This window comes from Nisaea sediminum (assembly GCF_014904705.1).
In the GTDB taxonomy this organism is placed as follows: domain Bacteria; phylum Pseudomonadota; class Alphaproteobacteria; order Thalassobaculales; family Thalassobaculaceae; genus Nisaea; species Nisaea sediminum.
Genome location: NZ_JACZCQ010000011.1, coordinates 43869 through 62172, shown reverse-complemented (window position 1 = coordinate 62172; position 18304 = coordinate 43869). Strand labels below are relative to the sequence as shown.

At 63.4% G+C, this 18304-nt stretch carries 16 protein-coding genes; 9 read left to right on the top strand and 7 right to left on the bottom strand.

Going from position 1 to position 18304, the window contains the following annotated elements; translation table 11 throughout:
• Nucleotides 1-11: 11 nt before the first annotated feature.
• The 4 genes from IG122_RS20520 to lptF are packed head-to-tail and all read right to left on the bottom strand — an operon-like array spanning nt 12 to nt 5788.
• A complete protein-coding gene (locus IG122_RS20520; RefSeq protein ID WP_193188132.1) occupies nt 12-1301 on the bottom strand; it encodes a peptidylprolyl isomerase in 1290 nt (429 codons plus the stop codon).
• Between the two features lie 48 nt (nt 1302-1349).
• On the bottom strand, nt 1350-3569 hold the full coding sequence (locus IG122_RS20515) for an LPS-assembly protein LptD (RefSeq protein ID WP_193188130.1): 2220 nt from the start codon (nt 3567-3569) through the stop codon (nt 1350-1352).
• A 3-nt stretch (nt 3570-3572) separates the two neighbouring features.
• Nucleotides 3573-4667, bottom strand: a complete 1095-nt coding sequence (gene lptG, locus IG122_RS20510; protein ID WP_193188128.1) for an LPS export ABC transporter permease LptG — start codon at nt 4665-4667, stop codon at nt 3573-3575.
• Nucleotides 4664-5788, bottom strand: coding sequence for an LPS export ABC transporter permease LptF (lptF, locus tag IG122_RS20505; protein WP_193188126.1), 1125 nt, complete (start codon nt 5786-5788; stop codon nt 4664-4666). Before lptF ends, lptG begins: the two co-directional genes overlap by 4 nt.
• 255 nt (nt 5789-6043) lie before the next feature.
• Between lptF and IG122_RS20500 the strand changes: the two genes are divergently transcribed.
• From IG122_RS20500 to ndk, 4 genes are all read left to right on the top strand, one after another.
• On the top strand, nt 6044-7531 hold the full coding sequence (locus tag IG122_RS20500) for a leucyl aminopeptidase (RefSeq protein ID WP_193188124.1): 1488 nt from the start codon (nt 6044-6046) through the stop codon (nt 7529-7531).
• Between the two features lie 19 nt (nt 7532-7550).
• On the top strand, nt 7551-8000 hold the full coding sequence (locus IG122_RS20495; protein ID WP_193188122.1) for a DNA polymerase III subunit chi: 450 nt from the start codon (nt 7551-7553) through the stop codon (nt 7998-8000).
• Nucleotides 7982-9259: a MalY/PatB family protein gene (locus IG122_RS20490; protein WP_226893809.1), complete on the top strand. Its 1278-nt coding sequence runs from the start codon at nt 7982-7984 to the stop codon at nt 9257-9259. Before IG122_RS20495 ends, IG122_RS20490 begins: the two co-directional genes overlap by 19 nt.
• 157 nt (nt 9260-9416) lie before the next feature.
• Nucleotides 9417-9839 carry a nucleoside-diphosphate kinase gene (ndk, locus tag IG122_RS20485; protein ID WP_193188119.1) on the top strand — a complete coding sequence of 141 codons (423 nt, stop codon included), beginning with the start codon at nt 9417-9419 and terminating at the stop codon, nt 9837-9839.
• Nucleotides 9840-9909: 70 nt separating this feature from the next.
• Here the strand turns inward: ndk and IG122_RS20480 are convergent, their stop codons facing one another.
• The 3 genes from IG122_RS20480 to purM form a co-directional block, all read right to left on the bottom strand.
• Nucleotides 9910-10047, bottom strand: coding sequence for an aa3-type cytochrome c oxidase subunit IV (locus IG122_RS20480; RefSeq protein ID WP_193188116.1), 138 nt, complete (start codon nt 10045-10047; stop codon nt 9910-9912).
• Nucleotides 10048-10137: 90 nt separating this feature from the next.
• Nucleotides 10138-10806, bottom strand: coding sequence for a phosphoribosylglycinamide formyltransferase (gene purN, locus IG122_RS20475; RefSeq protein ID WP_193188114.1), 669 nt, complete (start codon nt 10804-10806; stop codon nt 10138-10140).
• Nucleotides 10803-11903: a phosphoribosylformylglycinamidine cyclo-ligase gene (gene purM / locus IG122_RS20470; protein ID WP_193188113.1), complete on the bottom strand. Its 1101-nt coding sequence runs from the start codon at nt 11901-11903 to the stop codon at nt 10803-10805. The genes purN and purM overlap by 4 nt, the downstream gene beginning before the upstream one ends.
• Nucleotides 11904-12014: 111 nt before the next feature.
• Here purM and IG122_RS20465 point away from each other — a divergent pair, with 111 nt between their 5' ends.
• The 5 genes from IG122_RS20465 to IG122_RS20445 are packed head-to-tail and all read left to right on the top strand — an operon-like array spanning nt 12015 to nt 18304.
• A complete protein-coding gene (locus IG122_RS20465) occupies nt 12015-13286 on the top strand; it encodes a DUF2066 domain-containing protein (protein WP_193188111.1) in 1272 nt (423 codons plus the stop codon).
• Nucleotides 13287-13334: 48 nt separating this feature from the next.
• Nucleotides 13335-14423 (top strand): AI-2E family transporter, encoded by a 1089-nt coding sequence (locus IG122_RS20460; protein WP_193188109.1) that lies wholly within the window; start codon nt 13335-13337, stop codon nt 14421-14423.
• A gap of 18 nt (nt 14424-14441) precedes the next feature.
• The gene (locus IG122_RS20455) at nt 14442-15158 is read left to right on the top strand and encodes an HdaA/DnaA family protein (protein ID WP_193188107.1); all 717 of its coding nucleotides are present in this window, start codon (nt 14442-14444) and stop codon (nt 15156-15158) included.
• Between the two features lie 44 nt (nt 15159-15202).
• Complete coding sequence (locus IG122_RS20450; protein ID WP_193188105.1) at nt 15203-16105, top strand: SDR family oxidoreductase; 903 nt, start codon at nt 15203-15205, stop codon at nt 16103-16105.
• Nucleotides 16106-16159: 54 nt separating this feature from the next.
• Nucleotides 16160-18304 carry an RNA degradosome polyphosphate kinase gene (locus IG122_RS20445; protein WP_193188103.1) on the top strand — a complete coding sequence of 715 codons (2145 nt, stop codon included), beginning with the start codon at nt 16160-16162 and terminating at the stop codon, nt 18302-18304.

Sequence of the window (18304 nt, the reverse complement as noted above, 5' to 3'; positions counted from 1 at the left end):
TCTCTCACGCCTCAGATACGTGTATCTATGAAGGCATCCCGGCGGATATCCCGCAGATAGCGCTGAGCGAAGGTCTCGAACTTGATCGCACGCAGCCGCTCGGCGATCTCGTCGCGTCCGGGAAGGTCGCTCTCGGGCTCGACCTTCTTGCAGACCATGATGGTGCTGAATCCGGAAGGCAGGCGGATCGGTTTCGTCAGTTCGCCCTCGTTCAGGCCGGTCACGGCTTCTTGCAGCTGCGGGGACAGCTCGCCGATCTTGAGGGTACCGAGGTCGGTTCCGGCCGGAGAGTTCAGCTCCGATGCGAGAACATCCATGTCCTCACAGCTCTGCGCCGTTTCCGACACGGCCGAGGCGATGCTTTTCTGGCTGCTTTCGGCATCCGCTCCGGCGTTGGGCGGCACCGGGAGAAAGACCTGCTTCAGGGTGACTTCGGATTTCAGCGGATCGGGACCGCTGAGGATCTGCCGGTCGCTCAGCTGGATGATCTGATAGCCGAAGATTGTCTTGATCGGATCGCTGATGTCGCCCGGCTGCATGCGGTCAACCAGTTCGGCGACTTCGGGACTGAGCTGCTCCTTGGTCGTCCAGCCGATATCGCCGCCGGTCGCCGCGGTCGCCCCCTGGGAAAATTCGCGCGCAATGGCATCGAACTGGGCGCCGGAACGCAGCTGCTGGACCAGACGCTTTGCGATTTCCTGCTCGTCCACAGCCGGATCGTCCGTGTCGATCACGATTTCCCTGAGGCGGTATTGTGGTGCGCCCTTGTTTCGCTCCAGCCGGTCCAGCGCATCGTCGATCTCGTCGATCGTCACCTCGACGGTGCTCTGGAAGCGGCGGCGGACGAGTTTCGCCCACGCGATATCGGCGCGGATCTGGCGGACCACGGTTTCCAGCGGGATGCCTTCCTTCTCGAGCTCGCGGTCGAAGCTCCCCGGCTGCATCTTGTTGCGCTGCTCCATGCTCCGCTTCGCACGATTGAGGTCGTCATCGGTGACTTCTATCGAGAGCCGTTCGGCTTCCTGGAGTTTCAGCTGCTCGTCGATGAGCCCGCGCAGAACCTGTGGCCAGACGCGCTGGTAGGTCTGCTGGTTGCGCGGCAGATTCGAGGACAGGATCACCATACGCACGCGGGCGTCGAGATCGCGCACCGTGATGACGTCGTCATTGACGATGGCCGCGATGCGAAGAGCGTTCTGCGCGGCCGCGCGGTGGGACGTTCCGGTCGACCAGATCGTCATGATGCACAGGGCCAATACGACCCGCAGCAAGGCCGGGAAGTGCAGTTTGATGGAACTCAATCGAGATCTCGCCATAAGCCTAGATATATGCCTTGAAAGCTTCGCCCGCTAGTTGCTCGCAAATCCGCCGAGATGCTTGAAGGCGATCTGCAGCATGACCCGTTGCTCCGGTTCAATGTCGTCATCTTCGAGCTCGCTTCTTTCATAGACGAGGCCGAAAGTGAAGCATTCATCGGAATAGACCAGCCCTGTCGACGCGATCAGCGTGCGGTTTGCGTCGTCGGAGAAATCCTGAACGACCCTCCCGTTGACGCTCCAGAACTCGTTCAGGTTGACGCTTCCCGAGAGATCGAGCTGTTCCCGTTCGAGGAATGATGTCGCTCCGGCGATGTTGTCCGAGTTCGTCTGATCGTCGAGCAGCACGTAATCGGCGATAAGCGAAAAGCGCGGGTGGTAGTAGCGCATCCCGATTTCGCTGCGCCGGGGGCTGAAATCGTCCTTGTCGAGCCGGAAACGGAAGAGGAAATCGAGGTTGTCCTTCGGGCTGACGCTGACGCGTCCGACATAGTCCGAGAGATCGTCCTCCAATCCGGACCCTTTCTCGAAGGGACCGTCCCCGTAGAACCGGAAGCTCTGTCCGAAAAGCAGGCTGGAGGACCCGCCGCCGTTCCCATAGACCCCGGTCTTGAAACCGTAGTCGACACGGCTGCCGCTGGTCACCCGATCGCTGCCGGTAAAACGGTTCATTCGGAACAGGTTGGTATCGTCGAAGAGGAAGGACTGGCTGTCCTCGTTGGAAATCTCGTCCGGGTTGCCCCAGTCCGGGGCAAGGACCAGGTTCACGATCGGCTCGACCGTCTGATGGTAATTCTCTCCCGCGCGCGCGAACGGATAGCGCCAGTTCAGGCCAAGTTGGGGAAAGACCCGGCCGGTGTCTCCGTTGTTGCCGCTCTCCAGGCCGTCGCTGTGGAAGTAGTCGGTATCGAGCGTTGCGGTGAGTGTATAGATGTCGCCGGCGGGAGCGGTGTAGGGCAGGGACCAGCCGCTTCGTACCGCGATTTTCTTGCTGTCGGCCCCGGTCTGGCGGGTCAGCGACATGACCGACGAGTCGAGCTGGAAGCGGCCCCCGGCGCGGTCCGGCTCGCCAACGAAGCTGTACTCCATCAACGGCGCGACCGTCGGTGATTTATCCCGGGAATCTCCGGGATTCAGCCCCTGGAACTTCAGGGCCTCGACCGAAGCGTAGTTGCGGTTGCGGAAGCCTTCCGTGAAGGCCCGGGTCGTCAGCACTTCCCGGCTGTCGAGACGGTAGCGGCGCAAGTAGGTTCGCGCGCTCGCCTGCTCGAAATCCAATCCGCCGCGCCAGGTGCGGTCGAAATCGAACCGGGCTTCCAGGTCGATGCTGCCTTCGAAATCCTTGTCGCCGGTTTCGCGGTCGTTCTCGCGCTGGTCGAGCACGCCGGCGGTGCCCTGGAAGTCGATCTTGCCCTGCGTGAAGTGCTGCCGGTAGCGGCCCTTGAGGATACCGCCGTCGGAGGAATACACGATCGGCATGACCTCGAGGTCGCGGGACTCGTCGATGACCTGGTAATAGGGCTGGCCGTAGATGACGCCGAGCTCGTCGGAATATCCTATCGTCGGCGCGAGGAAACCGCTGCGCCGGTCGACGGTCGGGTCCGGGTGGGAGAGGTAGGGCGTGTAGAGAACCGGGATCCCGAACATCTCCAGCGTCGCGTCATTGTAGATGATGTCCTTGGCCTTCTCGTCATGGACGATCTTGCGGGCCTTCAGCTGCCAGAGCGGCGGACGGCTCGGATCTTCCTTGCAGCTTTCGCAGGGTGTGAAGACGGCGCGGGACAGGATCTTCCGGTTGTCCTCGGTCCGCACGCCACGATTTGCCGCGAGGCGCGAGCCGTCGGTCATGCGCAGGCGGAGATTGTCGATGAAACCGGTTTTCAACTCGTTATGGAGTTCGACATAGTCGCTGAAGATCACTTCGCCGGTGGGTTCCAGCAGAGAAATATTGCCTGCGGCGATGACGGTATCTTCGCGCTGATTATAGGTCACGCTGTCGGCCAGCAGCGTGCGCTCGCCCTGGGACAGTTCCACGGAGCCGCGGGCGGTGATCGTGCCCAGGGTCTCGTCGTGTACCAGCTGGTCCGCGACCATCAGGACCGGCTCGTCGTTGATCCCGCGTTCCTGGGCGTCGGAGGGACCGGCGGTGATCAACAGGCAGACAATTGCCGCCGCCAGGGCTATCAGGCCTTTCCTGGCTGTCCCCGCTTGCCGGCCTTCTGCCCGCATCCATGAATTGCGACCTGATTTCATCGGTTAGCCATCCTCAAGATGCAGCAGGCTGGCACATCCGAGCAGTGCCGTAACGGTCGCCGGTGTCCAGGCGGCGAGTACCTCTGGAATACGGGCCGAGAGGCCGAGCGCGAAGACGAGGTCGGACGTGAAATAGAGGAAGAATCCCGAGAACAGGCCGGCGCTGACCCAGACCAGAGTTCCACCGCGCCGCGTGAGCCGGAGGGAGAAGGTGGCCGCGATCAGGACCATCGCGCAGAGCAGCAGCGGAGAGGCCAGCAGCGCGTGCCAGTAGAGTCTGTGCCGGACTGCCGAGAATCCTGCGCTTTCCAGAATGGCGATGAATTTCGGCAGCTCCCAGAAGGACATGGTCTCGGGCGGCGAGAAACTGTCCTGAATGTTGTCGAGGGTGAGGGCCGTGGGCAAACGATAGATCGCTCGGACTTCGGGAATTGCGTTCTTTGTCGTGAGCACGGCGTTCTGCATCTCCCAGAAGCCGGACCGCAACATGGCCTCCTCGGCGTCGACGCGGGCTTCGAAGCGGTCCTCGCCGAGGAAGAAGAGGACGGTGAGACCCGAGAGGCTCGCGCCGTCGGCCGCAACGCCGGTGGCGTGCAGCACGAAGTGACCGGTGCTCGTCTGCTCCCGGAGCCAGAGCCCGCCGTCGGTCAGCGCAAGGAAATTGCCCTTGTCGCGCAACACGCGGTTTTCCAGGGCTTCGTATTTCGCCGTCATCACCGAGGCGACGGGGTTGAAGACCGCGATCTTGAAGATGCCGACGAGGAAGGCGATGGTCAGGGCTGGCAGCAGGAACTGCCAGACAGAGACACCGGCGGCGCGGGCCACGACCAGTTCGTTCGTCCGGGTCATGCGGGTGAAGGCCAGCATGGCACCGAACAGGGTCGCGAAAGGCAGGATGGTCTGGCCCATCTGCGGTGCTTTCAATGCCGCCATCTGCAGCATCAGGCTGAGCGTTGCGTCCTCCCTGTCGGCCCCCCGGCGCAGCAGTTCGATGGAATCGAGCAGGAATACGATGGCCATGATCGCGAGGAAAGTGCCGAGCACCCAGAGCAGGAACTGCTTTCCGAAATAGAGCGAGAGAGTTCCGGAAAGCTTCATGCCGGCGTCCCCTCGGCCGGCAGGCTGCCGGGTTTCGGGCGCCGCATCTTCTGTCGTGTCAGCAGGAGGAGGCAAAGCAGGATCGGGCCGATGGCAGAGGCATACATCATCGGCATCAGACCGAGCTCTTTCGCCGCAACGTATTTCGAACCGAGAACCGCGGCCTGGACGAGACCGACGAGGAGCACGGCGGCCACCAGCCGGCTGCTCCGTCCGCGGCGGCTGAATTCTCCGCGGAGCACGACGACGAGGCCGATCAGCGGGAGGGCGAGGCCAAGCAGCGGCGTTACCAGCCGGCTGTGGCCCTCGGCCATGTATTTGCCGAAATTCCTCGGCTGCGTGACCTGTTCAGTCGGATTCAGGAGTTCGTCGATAAAAAGTTCGTTCTGATCGCGCGTGGTCCGCTGCACGGCCTCCTGCAAGCCGCCGAGATCGACCGTGTAGCGATCGAAATAGAGGATGCTGATGCGGCCGGTTTCGTTGTTTCGAGCCTGCCGGTTGCCGTTGACCATCAGGACCTTCGGGCTGGTTTCGTCGAGGATCAGGGCTCCGCTTTCTGCCAGCAGAGTCACCGACTCGTCACTCTCGCGGTCGTCCTGGACGATGATCCCCGACAGCTCTCCGCTCGGCTGCCGTGCCCGTACGAAGACCGTCACGTCGTCTCCCATCGAATTGAAGACGCCCTCGCGCAACAGCACGTTGGTGTAATTGTGCCGGATTTGGAACTGCAGCTCCTTAAAGCCGCGATAGGAGACGGGGACGAGATAGAGACTGAGCAGGTAGCCGAGCAGGGTCACGCCGAGCGCCACGATCAGGGCCGGGCGGGCGAGCCCTATCGGACCGAGGCCGGATGCGGTCAGGACAACGAGCTCGCGATCGCTCGACATCCGGCTGTAGACGAACATGGTCGCCGCGAAACAGGCGATCGGCAACACAAGCGACAGCCAGGTCGGCATCAGCAGGACGGTGAAATAGATGAAGGTCGCGAGCGGCAGTCCGCGGTTCACGATCATGTCGATGAAGCGCAGGGACTGGCTCAGCCAGATGACGCAGGTCAGCGACACTACCACGATGATCATCGCGGCCAAAATCTGGCGAATGACGTAGCGGTCGATCCTCATGGTCCCGTTCGACTGGATTGTTCCGTTTGGCCGGAGCCGCTCCGGCGGGTCCTTGCACAACCCGCGTTTAAAGGCGCATGATAGCGATGTTTCAAGTGTTTCCAATCACCAACTTATTCAGGATGTGAAGCAGCACAGGCTTGTTCCCAAGCATGCAAGGTTTCGCGGCGACATTGTGATTGCGGCGACCTTATGCCCCGGTCGGAGACCGGAGGGCACTGTTCGGGACGCTGACCTGGCCGGGAGAGAATCGGAATGAAGATCGGGTTTCAGAAACTGGCACTGCCGAAAAAGGGCGCCGTCGTCGTCGGAGTGATGGACGGCGGAAAGCTCCTGCCGCTCGGCGCGGAGCTCGACGAGCAGCTCGGCGGGCTTCTGTCCCGCGCGATGAAGGCCAACAAATTCACCGGCAAGGCGAAGCAGACCCTTTCCGTCTTCGGAGAGAACGGTACTGTTCTGCTGTACGGTCTCGGCGACGGAACCGACATCGACGAGCTCTGGTGCGAAAATGCCGGCGGCGCCATCGTCGGGGCGATTCTTTCCGCCGGCGACAAGGAAGTGTCGGTGCTGTTCGAGCCGCACACCGCGGACGGCAAAGCCGACGACAAGGCTGCGGACCGTGCCGCCCGCCTCGCTTTCGGCGGCCTGCTGCGGACCTACAGGTTCGACAAGTACAAGACCAAGCTGAAGAAGGAAGACAAGCCGGTCCTGCAGAAGCTGACGGTGCTGACCAATCAGGCCGCCGAGGCGAAAAAAGCAGCCGAAGCGCTTGAAGCGATCGCCGAAGGTGTGTTCCTCGCCCGCGATCTCGTCAGCGAGCCGCCGAACGTCCTCTATCCGGTCTCCTACGCCAAGCGCTGCGAGGAACTGAAGGAGCTCGGCGTCAAGGTCGAGGTCCTGGACGAAAAGCAGATGAGCAAGCTCGGCATGGGTGCGCTGCTCGGCGTCGGTCAGGGCTCCGAACGCGAAAGTCGTCTCGTGATCATGCGCTGGGACGGCGGTCCGAAGAAGCAGCAGCCGATCGCGTTTGTCGGCAAGGGCGTCTGCTTCGATACTGGCGGCATCTCGCTGAAACCGGCCGGCGGCATGGAAGACATGAAGTGGGACATGGGCGGCTCGGCCACCGTTGTCGGCCTGATGAAGGCGCTTGCCGGCCGCAAGGCGAAGGCGAACGTGATCGGCGTCGTAGGCCTGGTCGAGAACATGCCGGACGGCAACGCCCAGCGTCCGGGCGACGTGGTGACCTCCATGTCCGGCCAGACCATCGAGATCATCAATACCGACGCCGAAGGCCGTCTCGTGCTGGCCGACGCGCTCTGGTACACGCAGGACCGCTTCAAGCCGCAGTTCATGCTGGATCTCGCCACGCTGACCGGCGCGATGATGGTCGCGCTCGGCCAGGTCAATTGCGGCTATTTCTCGAACAATGACGATCTGGTCTCGAAGCTCGAGGCGGCCGCGAAGGCGTCGGGCGAGAAGATCTGGCGGATGCCGCTCGGCGAGGAATACAACAAGATGATGGACAGCGACATCGCCGACGTGAAGAACGCCGGCGCGCGCTGGGGCGGCAGCATCACCGCCGCCTGTTTCCTCGAGCGTTTCGTCAATGATATGCCCTGGGTTCACATGGATATAGCGGGCATGGCCTGGTCCTCGAAAGATGCCCCGACGGTGCCGAAAGGCGGCACTGGCTGGGGCGTCCGTCTCCTGGACGAGATGGTGCGGGCGAACTACGAGGCCTGACGGCTTCGACACTCCTCTGATGACGGACATCAACTTCTACCATTTGACCGCGCGCCCCCTTGAATGGGCTCTGCCGAAGCTGCTCGAAAAGTCGCTTCAGGCAGAGGCGCGTGTGGTCGTGATGGCGTCGAGCGAGGAGAGGGTCGCCGATCTGAACGCCCATCTCTGGTCCTACGATCCGGACAGCTGGCTGCCGCACGGCAGCGAGAAGGACGGCCATGCCGAGGACCAGCCGGTCTGGCTCACCGTCGAGGACGAAAATCCGAACGGCGCCAGGTTCCTCTTCCTGACGGACGGTGCGACCTCGGGCCATATCGGCGATTTCGAGCGCGTGTTCGAGCTGTTCGACGGCCGGAACAACGAAGCGGTCGCGGCGGCGCGGGCCCGATGGAAGAACTACAAGGATTCCGGCCACACGCTTGCCTACTGGCGGCAGACGGATGCCGGTGGATGGGAAAAGGCCGGCTGACCGCCGGCGGGAACGACAACCAGAAACCCCTGGAGCAACAGGTGAAATACAATTTCGATCAGGAAATCCGGCGGACCGGTACCCATTCCGTCAAGTGGCAGATCTACTGGCGCGGCGACAAGCGCGAGCTCTGGGAGGGCACCGACCCCTCCCTCGGGGACGACCGCACCTTGCCGATGTGGGTTGCCGACATGGACTTCCAGGTTGCCCAGCCGATCCTCGATGCCATGCGCAAGCGTATCGATCATCCGATCTTCGGCTATGTCGTTCGCACCCCGGATTACAACGAGGCGGTGACCGGCTGGATGGAGCGCCGGCACGGCTGGAAGATCGACCCCGACTGGATCGTCAACACACCGGGCGTCGTGCCGGCCCTGAACCTGCTGGTCCGCGCGCTCAGCGAACCGGGTGACAAGGTGCTGATCCAACGCCCGGTCTATTATCCCTTCACATATGCGATCGAGAATAACGGCCGCGAAGTCGTCTCCAACTCACTGATGATGGAGAACGGCGTCTACCGCATGGATTTCGCCGATCTGGAGGCGAAGGCGGCAGATCCGAAAACGAAGCTGCTGATCCTCTGCAGCCCGCACAATCCGGTCGGCAGGGTCTGGACGGAAGAGGAACTGCGGCGTCTCGGCGAGATCTGCAACAAGCATGGCGTCGTCGTCATCGCCGACGAGATTCATGGCGACCTGATGCTGAACGGTTCGACATTCGTCCCGTACGGCAAGCTCGGCCGCGAGTTCATGGACAATTCGATTGTCTGCACCGCGCCGTCCAAGACCTTCAACCTCGCCGGCCTGCATACCTCCAACATGATCGTCTCGAACGAGGCGCACCGCAAAGCGCTGGTGAAGGAGATCGGGGCCTCGGGTATCGGCGGCATGAATACCTTCGGCCTGGAGGCGACCAAGGCCGCCTACAACGAGGGCGAGGAATGGCTTTCCCAGGTGCTCGATTACCTGAGCGGGAACGCGAACTTTCTGGAAAGCTTCGTCGCCGAGCGCATTCCGGAGATCAAGGTGATCCACCCGGAAGGCACCTATCTGGTCTGGCTCGACTGCCGTGGCCTCGGGCTCGACAAGCTCGAGCTGGAAGCAATGATGCACGAGGAAGTGAAGGTCCTCTTCGACGAGGGCTATGTCTTCGGGTCCGAAGGCGAGGGCTTCGAGCGCATCAACATCGCCTGCCCGCGTTCGATCCTCACCGAAGCGCTGGAGCGTATCGAGCGCGCGGTCGCGAAACGCCGCAAATAATCTGCATTTCCGGGGCAAGGCGCGCCATCGCCCGGCTTGCCCCGTTCCGTCGCGCCCGCTATAAGGCGCGCGCCGGGCGCCTTTGCGCCCGTTTAGCTTATTCAATCGCATCTCGCGGGCGGCTCCGGCCTCCCGGCGGAACCAGAAGAGAGACACGATGGCCATTCAGCGCACTTTCTCCATCATCAAGCCGGACGCCACCGAGCGGAACCTGACCGGCGGCGTGAACAAAATGATCGAAGAAGCCGGCCTGCGCATCGTCGCGCAGAAGCGGATCCAGATGACCCAGGCCCAGGCCGAGACCTTCTACGCCGTGCACAGCGCGCGTCCGTTCTTCGGCGAGCTGGTCGAATTCATGACCTCCGGTCCGGTCGTCGTGCAGGTTCTCGAAGGCGAGAACGCGATTGCCAAGTATCGTGAGGTGATGGGCGCGACCAACCCGGCGGAAGCCGCCGAGGGCACCATCCGCAAGGCCTATGCGAAGTCCATCGGCGAGAACACCGTGCACGGTTCCGATGCCGCGGAAACGGCCGCGGTCGAGATCGCCCAGTTCTTCAGCGGCAACGAAATCGTCGGCTGATCCTGATATCGGGCAAACGAAAAGGGCCGGTCAGTTCGACCGGCCCTTTTTGCTTCGTCAGGAAGGTTCCTCAGACGAGGAAGGCCGCCATCAGGATCAGCAGAATGACGACGCTGACGGTCGACCATTTCAGCAGGGTGATGAAACCTGCGTAATTCTGCTTGTGTTCGACGTAGTCGCCATCGGACTGCGCGTTGCTTCCAGCCATGTTACCTCCGCTAGGATACCGGCCGGGCACGTGGCCCGGTTCGATTGTTCAGAAATTTGTATAAATCACCGCGCCGTGAGCGCCAAGGCCCTATCTTGTGGCCTCGGGTGCCGGATTGAGCAGTGATGTGTCCGGATGTGTGGCACTGTCGAGCAGCACCCGTTCGCCTTCGATGCGGATCCGGCCTTCCGCGATCCAACGCAGGCTGGCCGGATAGATCCGGTGCTCCTGCTCCAGAATGCGCGCCGCAAGGCTCTCGGCGCTGTCGTCCTGATGGATCGGCACCACCGCCTGCTGGATGATCGGTCCGACATCCATTTCCGGGGTCACGAAATGCACGGTGCAGCCGGAGAAGCGCGCGCCGGCATCGATCGCCCGCTGCTGCACGTTCAGGCCCTTGAAGGAGGGCAGCAGGGAGGGGTGGATATTGATCATCCGCCGGGACCAGTGCTCGACGAACCCGGTCGTCAGCAGGCGCATGAAGCCGGCGAGGCAGATGAACTCTACCCCGGCGGCATCAAGCGCGCGCTGCATTTCCGCGTCGAAGCTCTCCCGGTCGGGATAGGCCTTGTGATCGACGGTCACCGCCTCGATGCCGGCCTTCTTCGCCCGGTCGAGCGCCTTCACCCCCGGCCGGTTGGAGATCACCGTGACGATCTCCGCCGGATGGTCCGGGGCGGCGCAGGAATCGATCAACGCCTGCAGGTTGCTGCCGCTGCCGGATACGAGAACGCCGACCCTGAGCCTGGCCTTGCTCACGCGGGCCAGGTTCCCAGTCCGGTGATCGCAACGGGCGGCGTCCCTTCCGCCCGCTCGACCAGTTGCCCGATGCGGTAGACGGTCTCTCCGGAGGAGGTCAGGGCCTCTGTCACCGCTTCGACCTTGTCCGGCGAAACGGTGATGGTCATGCCGATCCCGCAATTGAAGGTCCGGGCGAGCTCCGCGGCGGGGACGCCGCCGGTCTCGGCCAGCCAGCGGAAGACCGGCGGCAGTTCCCAGGCCGTCACGTCGATCTCGGCCGCGATGGTCTCGGCATAGGAGCGCGGCGGGTTTTCAAGCAGACCGCCGCCGGTGATATGGGCGAATCCCGTGACACCACCGGCCTTGAGGGCCGCGAGGCAGGATTTCACATAGATCCGTGTCGGCGTCAGCAGCGCTTCGCCGAGCGAGCGCGTCCTGTCGAAGGGCGCCGGGTCCGACCATGCAAGGCCGGAGCGATCGACGATGCGGCGCACCAGAGAGAAGCCGTTCGAATGAACGCCGGAGGAGGCGAGGCCGAGCATGATGTCGCCCGCTTCCGCGCGCGGCTCCAGGATCAGGTTCTCGCGTTCGGCGGCGCCGACGGCGAATCCGGCGAGATCGAAATCGCCGTCCTCATACATGCCGGGCATCTCGGCGGTCTCGCCGCCGATCAGCGCGCAGCCGGACTCGCGGCAGCCTTCGGCGATGCCGGCGACCACGGCACGCGCGGCTTCCACATCGAGTTTGCCGGTGGCGTAGTAATCGAGGAAGAACAGCGGCTCTGCGCCCTGTACGACCAGATCGTTCACGCACATGGCGACGAGGTCGATTCCGACGCCGGAATGGATCCCGGTATCGATGGCGAGACGCAGTTTCGTTCCGACCCCGTCGGTCGCGGCGACGAAGACCGGGTCCTTGAAGCCGGCGGCTTTCGGATCGAACACGCCGCCGAATCCGCCGATGGAACCGTCCGCGCCGGGCCGTCGCGTGGATTTGGTCAGCGGTTTTATGAAGTCGATGAGCCGGTCCGCCGCATCGATATCGACGCCCGCGTCCTTGTAGGTCAGGGGGCGGTTGGATCTGTCGAGGCCTGTTATGGTCTCCTCCTCAGCCATCCGGTATAAGACTCGGGCAGTGCCGGGTGCCATTTTTCTGCCCGGGTGAGGGTTTATGACGGGGGCGCTTGGACCGCAAGCGGATTTGGCTGCAGGCCAGAGAGTTCAGGGATGTTTGAGCTGATCACGAATATGCACTGGCGCCGGCTTCCGGCGGGGACGGGCGGGGCCGCGCGGCGATGTATCGGCATGCTGGCGTTGGCAGCGCTTCTGGTGAGCGGCGCCGTGTCCGGAGCACGGGCGCAGTCGGACGAGGACAGGGTGTTCGAAGTGCGCGCTGTCGCCGTCGACGTCCAGGCCGCGACCGCCGCCGACGCCCAGGCGAAGGCGATCGTTCAGGGCCGCCGGGACGCCTGGCGGCGGCTTTTGGATCGCCTCGTTCCGAAAAGCAATGCGGCCCAGATTCCGGCCCTGTCGGACGAGGAGCTTGTCGGACTCACGGTGGGCTATGAGGTCGCGCGGGAGCGCACGTCGGACGTGCGCTATCTCGGATCGCTCAATTTCCGCTTCAATCCGCTCGCCGTGCGGCAGTTTTTCAACGCGCGGGGCATTGCCTATGCGGAGGTCGCCTCGCGTCCTGTATTGATCCTTCCGGTCTATAACGACGGCCGCAAGCCGCTGCTCTGGGAAGAGGAAAGCCCCTGGCTCGCCGCCTGGCTCGAACGGGGTGCGGGAGACGGTCTGGTGCCGATCACCGTCCCCTACGGCGATCTCGCCGACATCAGGGACATTTCGGCGGTGCAGGCGGTTCTCGTCGACCGGGAAGCAATCCAGACCATCGGGGCACGCTACGGTGCTGCGCAGGCCGTGATCGCCAATGCGAGGACCGTGACCACCGATGCCGGCACGCAGGCGGTGGAGCTTAATCTGATCTATGTCGGCGGCGTCGCCGACGGGCAGTCGCTGATCCGCACCGTGGCGCCGGACGCGGGTGCGGCCGGCTCGGATCTTCTTGCGGCCGCCGCGAAGGCTGCCGCGTCGGAAATTCAGGAAGCCTGGAAAACCGAGAACCTCATCAGTCCGGGGCTCGAGACACGGGTGACGGTGCTGGTTCCGGTGCCGTCTTTCGACTACTGGCTGGAGGTCCGCAAGGGACTGGACGGCGTCTCCTCGATCTCGCGTCGGGAGATGCTCCGGATATCCCGCACGGAAGCCCTGATCGACGTCTGGATCAATGGCGACGCGGACCAGCTTGCTCTTGCCCTGAAACAGAGAGGCCTCGTGCTCGAGGAAATGGGCGGTAATTGGATTCTCTACAAGGAAGGCACGGAGTTGCCGGAAAGATACCGCCCGGCGCCGCAACTGCAGCCGGTTCTGCCGCCGTCCCCCGAGCCGGCGCCCGCTCCGGCGCAGCCGCTCATTCTCCCGCCTCTGGTGCAGTGATGCCGTGTCACACGCCTGGTTGTTCCCCCAGCCGCATCGGAACGCGTCATGACCCAGCGTGAACGGCTCACCTTCTGGGCCGGCTTGCTCGCCGCTTTTCTGCTGGCGATTTACTTTCTGAAGAGCGTGCTGGTGCCGTTCGCGGCCGGTATGGCGATCGCATATTTTCTGGATCCTCTGGTGGACCGATGCGAGCGGCTGAAGATGTCGCGGACGGCCGGTACCGCCGTCGTCCTGCTTGGCTTCTTTTTCGCCGGGACCGGACTGCTGCTTCTGCTGATCCCGCTGATCCAGGCACAGGCGATGCAACTCGCGAAGACCCTTCCGAACTATATCGAGCGGCTCTCCGTCACGACGGAGCCGCTGCTCAATATGGCGCGAGCCTGGCTCGGCAATGGCGGGGCCGATAGCCTCGATCTGCCCGCGATCGCGGCCCAGGCGGGGAAGTGGATGCTCACGGTCGCCGGGCAGGTGCTCAGCGGCGGCGCCGCGGTCGCCAATCTGCTGTCGCTTCTGGTGATCACCCCGATCGTCGCGTTCTATCTGCTCCGGGACTGGGATCACATCGTGGCAGCGGTCGACGGCTGGCTGCCGCGGGCGCAGGCGGGAACGATCCGGGAGCAGGCAAGCATCATCGACCGGACGCTGGCCTCCTTTGTGCGGGGGCAGGGATCGGTTTGCCTGATCCTCGGTGGCTTCTATGCGGTCGGCCTGACGGTTGCGGGGCTCGATTTCGGCGTGATCATCGGTCTCTTCGCCGGACTGATCTCCTTCGTTCCGTTCGTCGGATCGATTTTCGGCGGGCTTTTGAGCATCGGCCTCGCGGCCCTGCAGTTCGACAGTCTGACACCGGTTGCCATCGTCGCGGGCGTCTTCGTTTTGGGGCAGGCGATCGAGGGCAATTTCCTCACCCCCAACCTCGTCGGCGACGCCGTCGGCCTCCACCCCGTCTGGGTGATGTTCGCTCTGCTTGCTGGCGGTGCGCTCTTCGGCTTCCTCGGCGTGCTGATCGCGGTGCCAGTTGCGGCGGTCATCGGGGTACTGACCCGGTTTGCGCTCTCTAGATATCTCGCCAGTCCACTCCATCTACATGGCATACCGCCGGCGGACGATGATGCCGGCAAAGACGGACACTGAGCGGGTCAACAAGACAGCATGACGGACCGGAACAATAGATCGCTCCTCGCGGGCAGTGAGGGCGGGCAGCTGCCACTGACGCTTGAGCACCGCCCTGCCTACGATAGGGGGGAGTATCTCGTCTCGAGCTGCAACGAGGCGGCGACGGCCTGGATCGATTCCTGGCCGGCCTGGCCCGACGCCACCTGGGGATTGAACGTCTACGGCCCGGAAGCCTGCGGAAAATCGCACCTGGCGGAAGTCTGGGCGCGCAAGGCGGAAGCGGTGATGCTACGGCCGTCCGATCTCGATGTCGGCGTTCTGCCGGCACTGCTGGGCGACAACCGCTATGCCGTGCTCGACAATGTGGACGAGAGCCTGCCCGGTGTGCCGGCATTCCATCTCTACAACATGCTCGTCGAGCGTCGCGGGGCCCTGCTCGTGCTCTCCCGCACGCCGGTTTCCCGAATGGCGCTGACGCCACCCGACGTGAAGTCGCGGTTCGCGGCGCTGCCGGCGGTCGCGATCAGCGATCCGGACGATGCGCTCATCACCGGCGTGATGGACAAACTCTTTCGTGACAGGCAATTGTTCGTTGCTGAAGAGGTTCTGGCCTTTTTGGTCGGGCGCATGGAACGATCATTTCTTGAGGCGCAGGCGATGGTGGAAGCCATCGACGCCATGTCGCTTGCCGAAGGACGCCGGATCACGCTGCCGCTCGCGCGCCGGGTTCTGGAGGCTCGGGGAGCGCGCTAGCGCCCGACGGAAACAAGAAAAACACTCAAAACGGAGCACTATCCATGGATCTGGGAATCAAAGGGAAGAAAGCGCTCGTCTGCGCGTCGAGCAAAGGTCTCGGCAAGGCGTCGGCGATGGCGCTGGCTGAGAACGGGGTCGACCTCACCATCTGTTCGCGCACGCCGGAAGCGATCGAGGCCGCGGCCGACGAGATCCGTTCGGCGACCGGCGTCACCGTGCATGCTGTGGCCTGCGACATCACCACGCCGGAAGGCCGCGAGAAGGCGCTGGCGCCGTTCAACGCGCAGCTCGACATCCTGGTGAACAATGCGGGTGGCCCGCCGCCGGGCAATTTCCGAGACTGGACCCGCGACGACTGGATCAAGGCCGTCGATGCCAACATGCTGACCGCGATCGAGCTGATCAAGGCGACGGTCGACGGCATGATCGAGCGCAAGTTCGGCCGCATCGTGAACATCACCTCCGGCGCCGTGAAGTCGCCGATCGCGATCCTCGGTCTCTCCAACGGTGCCCGCGCTGGCCTGACCGGCTTCTGTGCCGGGATCGCCCGCGAGGTGGCGAAGGACGGCGTGACGATCAACGGCCTGCTGCCGGGTCCGTTCGATACCGACCGGCTGCGCGGCAACATGAAGCTGCAGGCCCAGAAGGCCGGGGTCGATTTCGAGACCTACTACGCCAAGGAAGCCGCGGCGCACACCGCCGGTCGCTTCGGTACGCCGGACGAGTTCGGCCAGACCTGCGCCTTCCTCTGCAGCGCCCATGCCGGCTACATCAACGGCCAGAACCTGCTGATGGACGGCGGCGCCTTCCGCAGCACGCTCTGGGAGCGGGACGGTTTTCCCGGGAGGAAGGGGAAACCCGCCACCGAACTGCAACATGACGCGACTAGTTTCCGGCCCGGGATATTCCATATCCCGGGCCGACCTGTGTTAAGACAGCATTGAGCGCTGCTTGCGCTGTCAGGTCCCGCGAGGCAGTGAAGACCAGGAGGCGATTTCGTGAGCGAGAGTCAGCCGGAAAACATTGTGCATGTCGATGCCGCGTCGCCCGAGCGCTTCTTCAATCGGGAACTCTCGTGGCTGAGCTTCAATCACCGTGTGCTGGAGGAGGCCGACAACCCGGCCCACCCGCTGCTCGAGCGCCTGCGCTTCGTCTCGATCTCCGCATCGAACCTAGACGAGTTCTATACGGTCCGCGTGGCCGGGCTGAAAGGCATGGTGAATGCCGGTGTCGCGACCACGAGCGCCGACGGGCTGTCGCCGGGCAACCAGCTGATCGCAATTGCCGAGAAGGCCGCCGAACTCATCGCCGTGCAGCAGCAGTACCTGAGCAAGCTGCTGGGCGAATTGCGGCAGGCGGGCTTTCACCTGATTGGCGCCGACGATCTGACGGCAGCCGATACCAAATGGCTCGATACGCATTTCATCGATCACATCTTTCCGCTGCTGACGCCGCTCGCCATCGACCCGGCGCACCCGTTTCCGTTCCTGCCGAACGGTGGTGTCTGTCTCGCCATGCAGCTGACCAACCCGACGAACGGGATCGACATGGAGGCGCTGCTGCCTCTGCCGGCCCAGGTCGGGCGCTTCGTGCGGCTTCCGGGAGACGATATCCGCTTCATCGCGATCGAGCAGGTGATCATCAAATACACCGATCAGCTGTTCCCGAACTTCGAGGTCTCCGGTCACGGCATTTTCCGCGTGCTGCGCGACAGCGAGATGGAAATCGACGAAGAAGCGGAAGACTTGGTCCTGTCCTTCGAATCCGCCCTGAAGCGGCGCCGGCGGGGCAATGTCATCCGGCTCTCCATGAACCGGGATATGCCTGATTTCCTGCGTGACTTCGTCATCGAAGAAATGAAGGTCGCGCCGGAGGATCTCTTCACGCTGGACGAGATGGTCGGTTTGGCCGATCTCTCCCAGCTCATCGTCGGCGAACGGCCGGACCTGCTCTGGATGCCGTTCAATCCGCGTTTCCCGGAACGGATCCGCGATTTCGGCGGCGATTGCCTGGCCGCGATCCGCGCCAAGGACATCGTTGTCCATCATCCCTACGAGAGTTTCGACGTGGTGGTGCAGTTCCTGCGTCAGGCGGCGGCCGATCCGGCGGTGGTCTCGATCAAGCAGACCCTCTACCGCACCTCTAAGGGCAGCCCGATCGTCAACGCGCTGATCGAGGCGGCGGAATCCGGCAAGACCGTGACCGCGATGGTCGAGCTGAAGGCCCGGTTCGACGAGGAGGCGAATATCCGCCTCGCGCGCGATCTGGAGCGGGCCGGCGTTCAGGTGGTCTACGGTTTCGTCGATCTCAAGACTCACGCGAAGATTTCGCTGGTGGTGCGCCGCGAGGGGAACGGGCTCCGCAACTACGTCCATTTCGGGACCGGCAACTACCATCCGATCACGGCGAAGATCTACACAGACCTCTCTTTCTTTACCTGCGATCCGGTGCTCTGCCGCGATGCCGCGCGCATGTTCAATTACATGACCGGCTACGCGACGCCGCAGCAAATGGACAAGCTGGCGCTCTCGCCGCTGACCATGCGTCAGAAGCTGCACGACCTGATCGAAGCGGAGATCGGTTTCGCGCGGGAAGGCAAGCCGGCCGCGATCTGGGGCAAGATGAACTCGCTGGTCGATCCGGACATGATCGACATGCTCTACAAGGCCTCCAGTGCCGGGGTGAAGATCGATTTGGTCATCCGCGGTATCTGCTGCCTCAGGCCGGGACTGCCGGGGTTGTCGGAGAACATTCAGGTCCGCAGCATCGTCGGTCGCTTCCTTGAGCATTCCCGGATTTTCTGCTTTGGCAACGGACGGAAGCTTCCCTCGGATCAGGCGAAAGTGTACATCTCCTCCGCCGACTGGATGCCCCGCAACCTGGACCGGCGGGTCGAACATTTCGTCCCGATCGAGAACCGGACGGTGCACCGGCAGGTGCTCGACCAGATCATGGTCGCGAACCTGAAGGACGAGACGAATTCCTGGATCGCGCAGCCGGACGGGCGCTATGTCCGGGTGGCGGCGGATGCGGGCGCCTTTTCGGCACATAACTACTTCATGACCAACCCGAGCCTGTCCGGCCGCGGCAGCGCTCTGAAGCGGTCAAACGAGATGCCCAAGAAGCTGAGCGGCGCGGAATAA

What these genes read in the sequence shown, in the direction of transcription:
- IG122_RS20480 (WP_193188116.1), bottom strand. Translation starts at nt 10,047, where the DNA reads ATGGCTGGAAGCAACGCGCAGTCCGATGGCGACTACGTCGAACACAAG.
- IG122_RS20450 (WP_193188105.1), top strand. Translation starts at nt 15,203, where the DNA reads ATGGATCTGGGAATCAAAGGGAAGAAAGCGCTCGTCTGCGCGTCGAGC.
- IG122_RS20515 (WP_193188130.1), bottom strand. Translation starts at nt 3,569, where the DNA reads ATGAAATCAGGTCGCAATTCATGGATGCGGGCAGAAGGCCGGCAAGCG.
- IG122_RS20490 (WP_226893809.1), top strand. Translation starts at nt 7,982, where the DNA reads ATGGGAAAAGGCCGGCTGACCGCCGGCGGGAACGACAACCAGAAACCC.
- IG122_RS20455 (WP_193188107.1), top strand. Translation starts at nt 14,442, where the DNA reads ATGACGGACCGGAACAATAGATCGCTCCTCGCGGGCAGTGAGGGCGGG.
- IG122_RS20465 (WP_193188111.1), top strand. Translation starts at nt 12,015, where the DNA reads ATGTTTGAGCTGATCACGAATATGCACTGGCGCCGGCTTCCGGCGGGG.
- ndk (WP_193188119.1), top strand. Translation starts at nt 9,417, where the DNA reads ATGGCCATTCAGCGCACTTTCTCCATCATCAAGCCGGACGCCACCGAG.
- lptG (WP_193188128.1), bottom strand. Translation starts at nt 4,667, where the DNA reads ATGAAGCTTTCCGGAACTCTCTCGCTCTATTTCGGAAAGCAGTTCCTG.
- lptF (WP_193188126.1), bottom strand. Translation starts at nt 5,788, where the DNA reads ATGAGGATCGACCGCTACGTCATTCGCCAGATTTTGGCCGCGATGATC.
- IG122_RS20460 (WP_193188109.1), top strand. Translation starts at nt 13,335, where the DNA reads ATGACCCAGCGTGAACGGCTCACCTTCTGGGCCGGCTTGCTCGCCGCT.
- purM (WP_193188113.1), bottom strand. Translation starts at nt 11,903, where the DNA reads ATGGCTGAGGAGGAGACCATAACAGGCCTCGACAGATCCAACCGCCCC.
- IG122_RS20500 (WP_193188124.1), top strand. Translation starts at nt 6,044, where the DNA reads ATGAAGATCGGGTTTCAGAAACTGGCACTGCCGAAAAAGGGCGCCGTC.
- IG122_RS20495 (WP_193188122.1), top strand. Translation starts at nt 7,551, where the DNA reads ATGACGGACATCAACTTCTACCATTTGACCGCGCGCCCCCTTGAATGG.